General features: G+C 67.6%; 13 protein-coding genes. 6 read left to right on the top strand and 7 right to left on the bottom strand.

Features of this window, described 5'->3' with window-relative positions; translation table 11 throughout:
- Positions 1-10: 10 nt before the first annotated feature.
- The gene (locus ACLJPD_RS05180; RefSeq protein WP_410870565.1) at positions 11-1,186 is read right to left on the bottom strand and encodes an FAD-dependent monooxygenase; all 1,176 of its coding nucleotides are present in this window, start codon (positions 1,184-1,186) and stop codon (positions 11-13) included.
- Positions 1,187-1,294: 108 nt separating this feature from the next.
- Between ACLJPD_RS05180 and ACLJPD_RS05175 the strand changes: the two genes are divergently transcribed.
- Complete coding sequence (locus ACLJPD_RS05175) at positions 1,295-2,008, top strand: TetR/AcrR family transcriptional regulator (RefSeq protein WP_410870564.1); 714 nt, start codon at positions 1,295-1,297, stop codon at positions 2,006-2,008.
- Positions 2,009-2,057: 49 nt separating this feature from the next.
- The gene (locus ACLJPD_RS05170) at positions 2,058-2,477 is read left to right on the top strand and encodes a limonene-1,2-epoxide hydrolase family protein (RefSeq protein WP_410870563.1); all 420 of its coding nucleotides are present in this window, start codon (positions 2,058-2,060) and stop codon (positions 2,475-2,477) included.
- On the opposite strand, the gene ACLJPD_RS05165 is transcribed toward ACLJPD_RS05170, so the two are convergent.
- Positions 2,478-2,750 carry a hypothetical protein gene (locus tag ACLJPD_RS05165; protein ID WP_410870562.1) on the bottom strand — a complete coding sequence of 91 codons (273 nt, stop codon included), beginning with the start codon at positions 2,748-2,750 and terminating at the stop codon, positions 2,478-2,480.
- A gap of 307 nt (positions 2,751-3,057) precedes the next feature.
- On the opposite strand from ACLJPD_RS05165, the gene ACLJPD_RS05160 reads away from it, so the two are divergent.
- The 3 genes from ACLJPD_RS05160 (at position 3,058) to ACLJPD_RS05150 (ending at position 6,192) form a co-directional block, all read left to right on the top strand.
- Positions 3,058-4,437: a PhoH family protein gene (locus ACLJPD_RS05160; RefSeq protein ID WP_410870561.1), complete on the top strand. Its 1,380-nt coding sequence runs from the start codon at positions 3,058-3,060 to the stop codon at positions 4,435-4,437.
- A 185-nt stretch (positions 4,438-4,622) separates the two neighbouring features.
- Complete coding sequence (locus tag ACLJPD_RS05155) at positions 4,623-5,246, top strand: LGFP repeat-containing protein (RefSeq protein ID WP_410870560.1); 624 nt, start codon at positions 4,623-4,625, stop codon at positions 5,244-5,246.
- Between the two features lie 91 nt (positions 5,247-5,337).
- Complete coding sequence (locus tag ACLJPD_RS05150) at positions 5,338-6,192, top strand: acyl-ACP desaturase (RefSeq protein ID WP_410870559.1); 855 nt, start codon at positions 5,338-5,340, stop codon at positions 6,190-6,192.
- A gap of 51 nt (positions 6,193-6,243) precedes the next feature.
- Here the strand turns inward: ACLJPD_RS05150 and ACLJPD_RS05145 are convergent, their stop codons facing one another.
- Positions 6,244-7,644, bottom strand: coding sequence for a class II fumarate hydratase (locus ACLJPD_RS05145; protein WP_410870558.1), 1,401 nt, complete (start codon positions 7,642-7,644; stop codon positions 6,244-6,246).
- A 117-nt stretch (positions 7,645-7,761) separates the two neighbouring features.
- Positions 7,762-8,805, bottom strand: a complete 1,044-nt coding sequence (gene glpX, locus ACLJPD_RS05140; RefSeq protein ID WP_410870557.1) for a class II fructose-bisphosphatase — start codon at positions 8,803-8,805, stop codon at positions 7,762-7,764.
- Between the two features lie 127 nt (positions 8,806-8,932).
- Here glpX and ACLJPD_RS05135 point away from each other — a divergent pair, with 127 nt between their 5' ends.
- Complete coding sequence (locus ACLJPD_RS05135) at positions 8,933-9,499, top strand: DUF4245 domain-containing protein (RefSeq protein ID WP_410870556.1); 567 nt, start codon at positions 8,933-8,935, stop codon at positions 9,497-9,499.
- A 7-nt stretch (positions 9,500-9,506) separates the two neighbouring features.
- Here ACLJPD_RS05135 and ACLJPD_RS05130 read toward each other — a convergent pair whose 3' ends face one another.
- Genes ACLJPD_RS05130 through xseA form a run of 3 tightly spaced genes read right to left on the bottom strand, consistent with a single transcriptional unit; the run spans position 9,507 to position 12,469 of the window.
- Complete coding sequence (locus ACLJPD_RS05130; protein ID WP_410870555.1) at positions 9,507-10,922, bottom strand: FAD-binding oxidoreductase; 1,416 nt, start codon at positions 10,920-10,922, stop codon at positions 9,507-9,509.
- 9 nt (positions 10,923-10,931) lie between these two features.
- Entirely contained in the window at positions 10,932-11,186 is a 255-nt protein-coding gene (locus ACLJPD_RS05125) for an exodeoxyribonuclease VII small subunit (protein WP_410870554.1), read from the bottom strand.
- The gene (gene xseA / locus ACLJPD_RS05120; protein WP_410870553.1) at positions 11,183-12,469 is read right to left on the bottom strand and encodes an exodeoxyribonuclease VII large subunit; all 1,287 of its coding nucleotides are present in this window, start codon (positions 12,467-12,469) and stop codon (positions 11,183-11,185) included. The genes ACLJPD_RS05125 and xseA overlap by 4 nt, the downstream gene beginning before the upstream one ends.
- Between the last annotated feature and the right edge of the window lie 80 nt (positions 12,470-12,549).

The following is a 12,549-nucleotide window of genomic DNA, read 5'->3' as shown; positions in this document are numbered from 1 at the left end:
CGCCTTGCTGTCAGGCGCCGACCAGTTGCGGGTAGTCGAGGAGGTCGATGTCGTTGGCGGCCTTGTCGCCGTATTTCATCATCAGGGTGAAGAGGCGGGAGCCGAGGAACCAGTTGCGGAACTTGATGCCGTGGGCGGTTTTCGGGGCGAGGAAGGGGCCAGTGTTGCTGTTGCCCGCTATTTTGGCGTAGCGCTTCATGATTCGGTTGTAGTTGGCGAATGCAGTGGTGTGATCGCCTGCGGTGGAAGCCAGTTCGCCCGCGAGGACGTAGGCGCCGACGATGGCCAGGCCGGTTCCGAAGCCTGCCAATGTGTTGCCGTAGGCGGCGTCGCCGATGAGGGCGATGCGGCCGCGGGTGTAGGTGCCGTTCATGCGGACTTGGCTGATCGAGTCGAGGTAGATGTCGTCGGAGTCGGCCAGGTCGGTGAGCATGCGGGGGGCGTGCCATGCCATGTCGGCGAAGGTTTCGGCGATGATGCGGCGCTGGGCGTCGGCGTCGTTGCGGGGGTAGTCGAGTTCGGGCGCGGCGAACATGTACATCTGCTGGGCTTTGGGTCCGCCGTCGATGGCTAGTTTGCCCGGGGTGTTGTGGGCGTAACCGGCCGCTTTGTCGCGGGGCGTGGCCGCGTCGCTCCAACGGCTCCCGCCTGCCACGCAGTAGTAGTAGCCGAGGTGGCGCACGTAGTCGGCTTCGGAGCCGAAGGCCAATTTCCTTACCCGCGAATGGATTCCGTCGGCACCGACGACTAGGTCGAAGGTGCGGGGCGGGCTGTTCTCGAACCGCACGGTCACCCCGTCGCCGGTGTCGCGCAAGGCGGTGATGGTGTCGCCGAAGAGGTATTCGACGGTGTCGGCGGTCTTGTCGTACATGATCTCGGCCAGGTCGCCGCGCAGGATCTCCAGGTCGCCGCCGGTGAATTCGCCCGACATCACACCGAGCTCGCGTCCGTGTTCGTCGACGAAAACCAGGTCGGTGGTGCCGGTACGCCGGGCGCGGACCTCGTCGAGAATGCCCATTCGCTCGAGCACTGTCAGGTGGGTCCTGCCTTTGAAATCCACCGCCTGACCACCCGCTCGCAGTGCGGGGGCGCGCTCGACGACGGTGACGGAGAAGCCGTAACGCTGCAGCCAGTAGGCGAGGGCGGGTCCGGCGACGCTGGCGCCGGAGATGAGAACAGTGCGCATAACACAACTCCTGATATCTGTGTCCGATGGAATCTGTATCCGGTGGATGCAGATTAGAGTATGATAGACACAGTTTCGGGTCAAGAGGATTTCCGAGAGGATGGGCAGATGCCGCCGCCGACCACAGTCGAACTGTTGTGGGGGACCACGCAGCGCCCCAAGCGCGGGCCCAAACCCGCGCTCACCCTCGACGGGATCGTCGCCGAGGCCATCGCACTGGTCGACGCCGAAGGGCTGTCCGCGCTATCGATGCAGCGGCTGGCCGAACGCCTCGGCTTCACCAAGATGTCGCTGTACCGGTACGTGCCGGGCAAGGAACAACTCACCGCGCTGATGCTCGACACGGCGATGGGCGAACCGCCGAATTCCGCGGGGGTGCAACAGAACTGGCGTACAGGATTGCGGGAGTGGGTCGAAGCGATCTTCGCGCGCTACCTGGCCCACCCCTGGACGATCGAGCTCATCATCGGCGTGCGACCGCTGGGCCCGAACGAGCTGGGCTGGACCGAGGCCGCCCTCACCGCGCTGGCGGGCACCGGATTCACCGGCTCGGAGAAGCTCGACACGATCGTGCTGCTCAACGGCCACGCCCGCAGCCTGGCCCAGCAGGTGGCGTCGATGAGCGAGGGCGGAGAACTGCAGTTCACCGAGCAGTTCACCGAGATGATGACCGCGGCAGGGGGCCGCTATCCCGAAGTACAGGCGGCCTTCGCCGAGGAAGCCGCCACCCCGGCGGGTAGAGGCGGGCCGAACGATGCGCTGCGTTTCGGTGTCGAGCGCATCCTCGACGGGCTCGCCGTGCTGATCGATCAGCGGAATTGACCGCGAGCAAGTACTGGTCCCGCCGCGACCGGCACCCTAGGCTCGACTCATGACCGACCAGCCCGAACTGCCGGAGCCCGCCGTCACCGTCGTCCGCGAATTCTTCAGCGCGCTCGAACTCGGCGCGGTGGACGAGGCGCTCGAACTCCTAGACCCAGAGATCGTCTGGAAGAACACCTCGCTGCCGACCGTGCGCGGCAAGGACCGGGTCGCCACGCTGTTGCGCGGTCTCGGCCGTCCGAAGCTCGGGTTCTCCGCGGATATGCACCACATCGCCGCCGATGGCGACATCGTGCTCACTGACCGCACCGACTACCTCCACGTCGGCCCGGTGCGCATCGGCTTCTGGGTGAGCGGCACCTTCGAACTGCGCGACGGCCGAATCGTGCTGTGGGACGACCACTTCAGCAAGGGCAACGTTCTGCGCGGCACCATCGTCGGCGTAGCGAAGGCGATCACCGGGCGCTGATCACTCGCGCTTGCGTAGGTAGGCCAGGTAGGTGGGTCGCAGCACGTCGGCCAGTTTGCCGTCGCCTGCGTGGATGTAGTCGTCGATCATCGGCAGCACGTATTTGATGTCGGCCGAGCTCTCGCCGAGGTCGCCCGCCTCGGCCTGAGCCGCCGGAATCGACTTCAACAGTTCCCACAGGAACTTCACGTCACCGTGGCGCACCGCCGTCTTCACCGCGCGATCGTGCAGTTCCTTCGACGACAGCTTCTCCAGATCGTGGTCATCGGCCATGTCATCGACTCTAGCGCTCGGCGGCGCGCGCGTGCCGGATCCGGCACGACAGTGCGGGTTAACGACAAATTCACGGACACGTGTGTCGGTCCAGCAGCGCGGCTACGAATTCGGCGGTAGCGTCGGTGATGCGAGTCGCGTCGGTGTGATTCGTACGGGAGGTCCTGACCGTGACTGAGCTACTCAGTGCGAGAGGGCCGGCACCTGGCCCTCGGGGCGGTTGACTCAGCGTCAAACGCCCACAAGGACGGACCGGTCCAGCGAGATCGTTCGCGCGGGTGCCGTGCGAACACATAAGGAGCCCACCGTGACTGCTGCACGCTCCGTTTCCGCTTCCGCGAAGCACACGGCCCCGGCCTCGGCCTCGAAGAAAGGGGCTCGCCCCTCACGTTCCGGTCGCAAGACTTTTGTCGTAGACACCTCTGTACTCCTGTCGGATCCCTGGGCCGTCACCCGGTTCGGGGAACACAGTGTGGTCCTACCACTGGTCGTGATCAGCGAGTTGGAGGCAAAACGGCACCACCACGAGCTCGGCTGGTTCGCTCGCGAAGCGCTGCGCATGCTCGACGACCTGCGTGTGCAGCACGGCAGGCTCGACCAGGCACTGCCCATCGGCACCGAAGGCGGCACCCTGCAGGTAGAGCTCAACCACACCGATTCGTCGGTGCTGCCCGCCGGATTCCGGTCCGACACCAACGATTCCCGCATCCTGGCCTGCGCGCTGAACTTCTCGGCCGAAGGCGAGGACGTGGTGCTGGTGTCGAAGGACATCCCGCTGCGGGTCAAGGCCAGCGCGGTCGGATTGTCGGCCGATGAGTACCACGCCCAGGACGTGGTGACCTCCGGCTGGAGCGGGATGGTGGAACTCGATGTCGCGGGCTCGCAAATCGATCAGCTCTACACCGATTCGGTGATCGACCTCGACGATGCGCGAGAGTTGCCGTGCCACACCGGCGTTCGATTGCTGGGCAGCAGCTCCAGCGCCTTGGGCCGGGTCACCGCGGACAAGCGGATCCAACTGGTCAGGGAGCGGGAGGCCTTCGGTCTGCACGGACGTTCGGCCGAACAGCGCATCGCACTGGATCTGCTGCTCGACGAGAGCATCGGGATCGTGTCGATGGGTGGGCGCGCGGGTACCGGTAAGTCGGCGCTCGCGTTGACCGCCGGGCTCGAAGCGGTGCTGGAGCGGCGGACCCAGCGCAAGGTGGTCGTGTTCCGGCCGCTGTACGCCGTCGGCGGGCAGGAACTGGGCTACCTGCCGGGTTCGGAGAGCGAGAAGATGGGCCCGTGGGCCCAGGCAGTCTTCGACACGCTCGACGGGCTGGCCAGCCGCGAGGTGCTCGACGAGGTGCTCAGTCGCGACATGCTCGAAGTGTTGCCGCTGACCCACATTCGCGGGCGGTCGCTGCACGATTCGTTCGTGATCGTCGACGAGGCGCAGTCGCTCGAGCGCAATGTGCTGCTCACGGTGTTGAGCCGCCTCGGAACGGGTTCTCGGGTGGTGCTCACCCACGATGTCGCCCAGCGCGACAATCTGCGGGTCGGCAGGCACGACGGTGTGGCGGCGGTGATCGAAAAACTCAAGGGTCACCCGCTTTTCGCGCACATCACGCTCACGCGCAGCGAGCGCTCGCCGATCGCGGCGCTGGTGACCGAGATGCTCGAGGAGTACGGACCGAACGCGTAGTCATCGGCAATCGGGCCGCGTCGCGGCCCGAATCCGTTTGATTAGCGCAAACAGTGGGTAATATCCGCCTCGACACCAATCCAGCAACGGCTCGGCGAACATTGTTCCGCCGGGCCGTTGCGGATGTCGGCCAGGCTCCATCCGAGGGCGTGCCCCCGGGGGGAGCCACTCGCGAGAGGATGGATATGAACCACTTCGCTCGACGTACTGCCGCCGGAAGCGCCGCGGTCCTGGCCGCGGCTGGTCTGCTGCTCGCCGCAGGCTGCAGCGATGAGAACAAGGACAAGGCCAAGGACGCGGTCGCGTCGGTGACCTCCGCGGTCGGCGCCCCGGGGGCGAGCTCCACCACCGAGCAGGACATGGGCGCGATGACCACCACTCCCGGTGCGGAAACCACCTCGGGTTCCGAGACCACCTCCGGTGCGGCCACCAGTGGCGCGGCAGGCGAGTCGACCACCATCTCCACCCCGAACGGTGACATCACCGTCTCCGGCGAGGTGTACAAGAAGTACATGGCGGTCGGCGGCGCGACCAGCCCGCTCGGCGCACCGGAAGAAGCCCAGGAATCGGGCCCCAACGGCGGCCAGTACCAGGACTTCGCCGGCGGCACCGTCTACTGGAGCTCCGATTCCGGCGCCCACATCGTGTGGGGCGATATCCGCGAGGCGTGGGAGGAGAACGGCGGCGCCAACGGCACGCTGGGCTACCCGACCAGCGACGAGAAGGACATCACCGGAGGCAAGCAGAGCGACTTCACCGGTGGCACCATCACGTGGGTCAACGGCGAGACCACAGTGACACCGAAGTAGTACCAGCTCAGCATTGCCTTCCGCCCAGCGCGGGGACCCGGGTTCACCCCGCAGGTCCCCGCGCTCGCGCAGGAGGTACTAGGTTGTCGGGGTGCAGAAAACTTTGACCGACCGCGAGCTGCTGGATTCGCTCGCGGACGAGGTGGAACTGAACCTGCGTCGCCACATCGAGTTGGCCGACGGCTGGCAGCCGCACGAGCAGGTGCCGTGGTCGGACGGGCGCAACTTCGCCTTCCTCGGCGGCCAGGACTGGACCCCGGAACAGTCCGAGCTCAGCGACACCGCGCGGCTCGCGCTGACCGTGAGCGTCCTGGTGGCCGACAATCTGCCGTCCTACCACCGTGAACTCGGCAAGCACCTGCGCACCGGTCCCTGGTGGCGCTGGGTCGGCCGGTGGACGGCGGAGGAGAACCGCCACGAGATCATGATCCGCAACTACCTGATGCTCACGCGCGCGGTGGACCCGGTCGCGCTCGAGCGGGCCCGCATGCAGCACATGACCGACGGTTTCAACCGGCCGCCGATGCACCTGATCGACGTGCTGGCCACCTGCGCGTTCGAAGAGGTCGCCGCCGCGATCCGGCACCGCAACACCGCCGCGCTCGGCGAGAACCCGATCGTCACCGCGATGGCCGAGAAGCTGGCCGCCGACGACGAACTGCAGGCCGAGTTCTTCGCCGTGCTCGTCGCCGCCGCCCTCGATCTGGTGCCCGATCAGGCTGTGCGCGCGATCGCCGATCGGGTCGCCGACTTCCGGGTGCCGCACGTGGATCTGCCCGGCGGCGGATCGAGCGACGAAGCGCTGGCCGAGGCCGGCATCTACGACCGCGCGAACGAGGACGAGCTGGTGTTCAAGCCGCTGTTGCGGCGCTGGAACATCTTCTCCCGCACCGACTTCAGCGAAGCGGGCGAGAAGGCTCGCGCGGAACTCGCGCACCTGGCCTGATCTTTCGCACGTGAACGGCCGTCACCTCGGCGAGGTGACGGCCGTTTCGTGTCAGCGGTCGATGTCGGCCATGGCCAGCACGTCGAGCTTGCGGTCGAGTTCTTCGAGTGAGAGCTTGTCCGGGACGAGCCCGCGATCGATGACGGTCTGGCGGATCGTCTTCTTCTCCCGGAGAGCCTGTTTGGCGACGGCGGCGGCCTCCTCGTAACCGATGGCCGAGTTGAGCGGGGTCACGATCGACGGCGAGGATTCGGCGAGGGTGCGCAGGTGCTCCTCGTTGGCGACCAGGCCGCTCACGCACTTGTCGGCGAACAGGCGAGAAACATTGGCCAGCAGGCGAATCGACTCGAGCAGGTTGCGGGCCATCACGGGAATGTAGACATTGAGCTCGAATGCCCCACTCGCGCCGCCGAACGCGATCGCCGCGTCATTGCCGATCACCTGCACGGCTACCTGTGTCACCGCCTCGGGCAGAACGGGATTCACCTTGCCCGGCATGATCGAGCTACCCGGTTGCAAGTCCGGCAGCTGCAGTTCGCCGAGACCGGTCAGCGGGCCCGAACCCATCCAGCGGATGTCGTTGGCGATCTTGGTCAGGCTCACCGCGATGGTGCGCAGCGCGCCGGAGGCCTCGACGAGTCCGTCGCGCGCGGCTTGGGCTTCGAAGTGATCCTTGGCTTCGCGCAGGGCGTCGATTCCGGTGGTGCGCACCAGTTCCGCGACGACCTTCGTGCCGAATCCGGCGGGCGCGTTGAGTCCGGTGCCCACCGCGGTGCCGCCGATCGGCAACTCGCCCAGGCGCGGCAGGGTGGCCATCGCGCGCTCGATGCCCGCGGCGATCTGGCGGGTGTAGCCGCCGAATTCCTGGCCGAGGGTCACCGGCACCGCGTCCATCAGGTGGGTGCGTCCCGACTTCACCACGGTGCGCCACTGCTGCGACTTGTCGAGCAAGGCCAGGCGCAGATGATCCAGGGCCGGAACGAGTTCGGCGATCACGGCCTCGGTGGCGGCCAGGTGTGTCGCGGTGGGGAAGGTGTCGTTGGAGGACTGCGACATGTTCACGTCGTCGTTGGGGTGCACGCTCACCCCGTTGCGCGCGGCGATCGAGGCGATCACCTCGTTGGCGTTCATGTTCGAGCTGGTGCCGGAGCCGGTCTGGAACACATCGATGGGGAACTGGTCGTCGTGCTCACCGTTCGCGATCTCGCCCGCCGCGGCGATGATCGCGTCGGCCTTCACGGGGTCGAGTAGGCCCAGGTCCTTGTTGACCTGCGCGCAAGCGGCTTTCAGTAGACCCAGTGCCCGGATCTGTGCTCGCTCGAGCCCCCGACCGCTGATCGGGAAGTTCTCGACGGCCCGCTGCGTCTGCGCCCGCCACAGTGCATCGACGGGGACGCGAACCTCCCCCATGGTGTCGTGTTCGATCCGGTACTGCCCGTCGTCGTCAGCCATAGTTCGACACTAGGACGAGAACGCCGCGAATGGTGGCCACACACCAGCGGCGATTCCCACACCGGCCGCGGGAATACATCCCTCGGGGCCGCGAACCCGCGGCCCCGGCTGCCTGTGTCACGGCAGTGGCGGGTTCGCGCTGTCGTCGCCGTCGAAGTCGACCGAGGAGTATTCGCGCAGCTTCGTCAGGCGGTGGTAGGCGTCGATCATGCGGACGGTGCCCGACTTGGACCGCATCACGATCGACTGGGTGGACGCGCCACCCGCGTAGTAGCGCACGCCGCGCAGCAGGTCGCCGTCGGTGACGCCGGTGGCGCAGAAGAAGACGTTGTCGCCGGAGACCAGGTCGGTGGTCGACAGGACGCGGTCCAGATCGTGGCCCGCGTCGACCGCCTTCTGGCGCTCCTCGTCGTCCTTCGGGGCGAGCATGCCCTGCAGCTCACCGCCGAGACAGCGCAGCGCGGCGGCGGCGATGATGCCCTCGGGGGTGCCGCCGATGCCGACCAGGATGTCGACGCCGGACTCGGGGCGCGCGGCGGCGATGGCGCCCGCGACGTCACCGTCGGAGATGAGGCGGATGCGGGCGCCCGCGTCGCGCGTCTGCTGGATGAGGTCGGCGTGACGGGGACGGTCCAGGATGCAGACGGTCAGATCGGAGACCGAAAGGCGCTTGGCCTTGGCAACGCGGCGGATGTTCTCGCCGATCGGGGCGGTGATGTCGATCGAGCCCGCGGCATCGGGGCCGACGGCGATCTTGTGCATGTAGAACACCGCGGACGGGTCGAACATGGCGCCGCGCTCGGCGACCGCGAGCACGGAGATGGCGCCGGGGGAGCCCTTCGACATGAGGGTGGTGCCGTCGACCGGGTCGACCGCGAAGTCGACCTCGGGGCCGGTGCCGTCGCCGACCAGCTCACCGTTGTAGAGCATCGGCGCTTCGTCCTTCTCGCCTTCGCCGATGACGACGATGCCCTTCATCGAGACCGAGCTGACGAGCTGACGCATGGCGTCGACCGCCGCGCCGTCGCCACCTTCCTTGTCGCCACGGCCGACCCAACGGCCACTCGCCATCGCGCCTGCCTCGGTGACGCGGACCAGCTCGAGTGCGAGGTTGCGATCGGGTGCCTCGCGGCGGCTGGGGACGGGCGAGGTGGGCGTCATTGCGGAGTGCCTCCTTGGCGTTGGTGATACGGGTGCATTGTCGCATTTCGAAACGGCACGCTCGTGCACGACCTCCTGCCGTGACCCGTCGGCGGCCCGGCCGGGCCCCGAGTGGATACTGGTAGCCGTGGCACAGACCAAGCACCGCATTTTCAACGACTACCGCGATCTGTTCTGGTCGTTGATCCCGTTGGTGCTGGCCGCGGTGGTACTGGCCGGGGTGGCGAGCCAGTGCTCGGTGGCGACCAACGGCCCGACACAGGGGCAGATCCCGCATTTCGACGCCGACGCCGCGCTGAAATCCGATGCCAAGACCCTGTCGTTCCCGATCCGCAATCCGACCCTGCCGCAGGGCTGGGTCTCGAACTCGGGCAGCCGCGACACCATCGCCGCCGCCGGTGGCGGTGCGGTGAGCACAGTCGGCTACATCACACCGCAGGGCACCTACATGCGGTATTCGCAGACCGACGCCTCCGAAGAGGCCCTGTCGCGGCAGGAACTCGGCTCGCGCTATCCGACCGGGACGAAGGACGTGGCCGGGCAGCAGTGGGTCGTCTACGCGGAACCGACCGAGGAAACCGGCTGGATCGCCGACCTCGATGGCGTGCGGATCCTGATCACCGGCGCGGGTAACGAGGCCGCGTTCACCACCCTCGCCACGGCGATCACGACAGCTCAACCGCTGTCGAAATAAGGCGACCTCAGCTGAGTCGGTAGGACCAGCCGCTGTTGGGTAGCGCTGTCGAGGTGGTGATGGTGTCCTCGGCGTCGTCGGCCTTGCCCTGGGCCAGCAGGCCGTAGGGGTCGAACTCGCGTTTGGCGGCGGCCTCTTTCGCGCCCCACGGCTTCATTCCGCCCGCACCGAGTACGGGCGTGTGCGAGTTCGCGATGAACAGTCCCGCCCGCTGCAACCGCTCGGTGATCGCGGCCAAGTGCTCCTGGCCCTCGAAGGCGAAGACCGGTGAGCCCTGACACGACAGCCCGCCGTCGATCCGCTTCATCTCCACATGCAGCGGCCCCAACTCGGCGAAATCGCGGTGGATGCCGACGATCGACTCGTACAGATCCCGCTGCGGGAACAGTGCCATCAGCCCGGTGAGCTCGGGGTTGTGCCGCTGGTAGCGCAGCATCGAATGACCCCAGGTGAATTCGTAGAGTGGCGAACCGTAGCTGCCCTTGCCCTCGAGGCAGCGGTACCGGATTCGGCCGCCGTTGGCCTGCACCAGATCCTCCACATTCGGCACCGACTGGACGGCGGCCATCAGCAGCACCATCGACTCGCCGTCGGGAATCAGCCCGGTCAGCTCGGGGAAGTACCGCGGTAGCGGATGCGCGTGGGGCGAAACGACTTTCGTGAGTACACCGTCGCTGCGGCAGATGTCGACCGAGAAGCGGGCCGCCCGGGCGAAATCCGGGAACGAGACAACCAGTTCGTGCCACTCCCAGGCCGGGGCGAGCGGCAGTTCGACCTCGGTGATGATGCCGTTCGCGCCGTACGCGTGGTGCACGGTGTTCACCTCGCGCCCGCGCAACTCGATCAGCCGCGGCTGTTCCTCGACCGTCATCACCTCCAGCGCGGTGATGTTGCCGGTATCGCGCAGGATGCCCCAGCGGCAGCTGCCGATACCCGCGTGCCCGCCCGCGATGTAGCCGCCGACGGTGGCCTGCTGCGCGGTCGACGGGTGCATCCGCAGCTCCCAACCGGATGGGCGGATCGCGGCATCGATATCGGCGACGACGGTGCCGGTGAGCGCGCGGACTGTGGTCGGCAGGCGTTTGCCGGGTTCGCCGTGCCAGCCGATGACGCCGGCGATGGCGGTGACATCGATCACCGCGCCACCGCGCAGCGGCACACCCTGACCGAACTGCCCGGAACCGGCCCCGCGCACGGTGATCGGGACGCGATGGCGGGCGCAGGCGGCCACCGCGGTGCGCAGCTCTTCCTTGGTGCGTGGGGCGATGAAGATCTCGGCATTGTGTCCGCGCAACAGGTCTCGCAGGACCGGGCTCTGGGCGAACCGGTCACGGCTCTTCGTGCGCAGCTTGCGGGTGTCGGTGGAAAAGGCGATGGGGCCCAGATCGGCGCGCAGGCCGGTCAGCGAATCCGTGGGTGACATCGGCCGCACTCAGTCGGCGGTGTCGAGGTCCGCGCGGGACAGGGCGTCCTCCACGCGGCGGCGCGCACCGGCGAGATGCTGTTCGCAGCGGTTGGCCAGCGCTTCGCCGCGTTCCCACAGCACCAGCGAGTCGTCGAGGTCGAGGCCGCCCTGTTCGAGCATCTTGACCACGTTGATGAGCTCGTCGCGGGCGCGTTCGTAGCCGAAGGCCGCGATCTCGGCCAGGGTGTCGGTGTTCTCGGAACCGGCGTCGGCCACGGTCACTTCCTCTTCTCGTCGGTGGTCTCTGGCGTCAGTCGCTGTGCGCCGAGTGCCGCGGCGGTGACGGCGCCGTCGGCGACCCTGATGCGGAGCTGGCTGCCCGCGGGGGAGTCATCGATCGAACGCACGACGTGTCGTTCGGGACCGGCGACGCGCTGCACGACAGCGTAGCCACGGGCCAGCGTGGCGGCCGGACCCACCGCGGTGAGCTTCTCGCGCAGGTGCACGGTGGTCGTCGACTCGCTGCGCAGGAACTGTTCGACAGTGCGTCGCGCGGCGGTGCGCAATCGCTCCAGCTCGTCGTGGCGGTGCTCGAGTTCGCGCAGGGGATCGGCCAGGACCGGACGCGATCGCAACTGCGCGATGGTGTGCTCTTCGCGCTGGACCCAGCCGCGCAGCGCGGCCGCCGAGCGCGCGCGCATCTCGCGGACACCGGCCAGTTCGGCGGCGGCGTCGGGGACGATGCGTTTCGCGGCATCGGTGGGGGTGGCCGCGCGCAGGTCGGCCACCAGGTCGAGCAGGGGATTGTCGGGTTCGTGGCCGATGGCGCTGACGATCGGGGTCCTGGCGGCGGCGACCGCACGACACAGGGCTTCGTCGGAGAAGGCCAGCAGATCTTCGACGCTGCCGCCACCACGTGCCAGCACGATCACCTCGACGTCGGGGTCGCGATCGAGTTCGGTCAGGGCTTCGAGCATCTGCGGCACCGCGCTCGGGCCCTGCACGGCGGTATTTCGGATGACGAAACGAACTGCGGGCCAACGGTTCTGGGCCACAGACAAGACATCGCGTTCGGCCGCACTCGCCCGTCCGGTGATCAGCCCGATCGTCGCGGGCAGGAACGGCAGCGGTCGCTTGAGCCGGGGATCGAACAGTCCCTCGGCCGTCAACAGGGCTTTCAATCGTTCGATCCGGGCCAGCAGCTCGCCGATGCCGACGGCGCGAATCTCGGTGACCCGCAACGACACCGTGCCCCGGCCGGTGAAGAACTGCAGCTTGCCGTACACGACCACCCGGCTGCCTTCGGTCAACGGCACCGGCAGCCTGCGCAACAGGTCGGGATCGCAGGTCAGCGACAGCGACATGTCCACCGAGGCATCGCGCAGCACCAGAAACGCGGTGCGGGTGCCGGGGCGCGCGTTGATCTGGGTGACCTGGCCCTCCACCCAGATGCTGCCGAGCCGTTCGATCCACTGGGCTACTTTCACCGCGACCGAACGCACCGGATACGGCTGCTCCGCCGAATTCACCGGAGCGCCGGTCTGCGCGACGCCGTCCTGAGTCATGAGTCAGTTCTACGCGTGGCCACCGACACAACCAAAAGACGGCCGCATCCCGGTGCGCCGATGGCGCGGGTTGCGGCCGC

The sequence above is a fragment of the Nocardia sp. A7 genome (assembly GCF_046549215.1).
Lineage (GTDB): Bacteria > Actinomycetota > Actinomycetes > Mycobacteriales > Mycobacteriaceae > Nocardia.
The sequence above is the reverse complement of the archived record's forward strand: the minus strand, read 5'-3'. Positions and strand labels throughout refer to the sequence as shown.

Coding starts and splice junctions, on each gene's coding strand:
- ACLJPD_RS05180 (WP_410870565.1), bottom strand. CDS start 1,186: ATGCGCACTGTTCTCATCTCCGGCGCCAGCGTCGCCGGACCCGCCCTC.
- ACLJPD_RS05170 (WP_410870563.1), top strand. CDS start 2,058: ATGACCGACCAGCCCGAACTGCCGGAGCCCGCCGTCACCGTCGTCCGC.
- ACLJPD_RS05175 (WP_410870564.1), top strand. CDS start 1,295: ATGCCGCCGCCGACCACAGTCGAACTGTTGTGGGGGACCACGCAGCGC.
- ACLJPD_RS05130 (WP_410870555.1), bottom strand. CDS start 10,922: ATGTCACCCACGGATTCGCTGACCGGCCTGCGCGCCGATCTGGGCCCC.
- glpX (WP_410870557.1), bottom strand. CDS start 8,805: ATGACGCCCACCTCGCCCGTCCCCAGCCGCCGCGAGGCACCCGATCGC.
- ACLJPD_RS05155 (WP_410870560.1), top strand. CDS start 4,623: ATGAACCACTTCGCTCGACGTACTGCCGCCGGAAGCGCCGCGGTCCTG.
- ACLJPD_RS05145 (WP_410870558.1), bottom strand. CDS start 7,644: ATGGCTGACGACGACGGGCAGTACCGGATCGAACACGACACCATGGGG.
- ACLJPD_RS05165 (WP_410870562.1), bottom strand. CDS start 2,750: ATGGCCGATGACCACGATCTGGAGAAGCTGTCGTCGAAGGAACTGCAC.
- xseA (WP_410870553.1), bottom strand. CDS start 12,469: ATGACTCAGGACGGCGTCGCGCAGACCGGCGCTCCGGTGAATTCGGCG.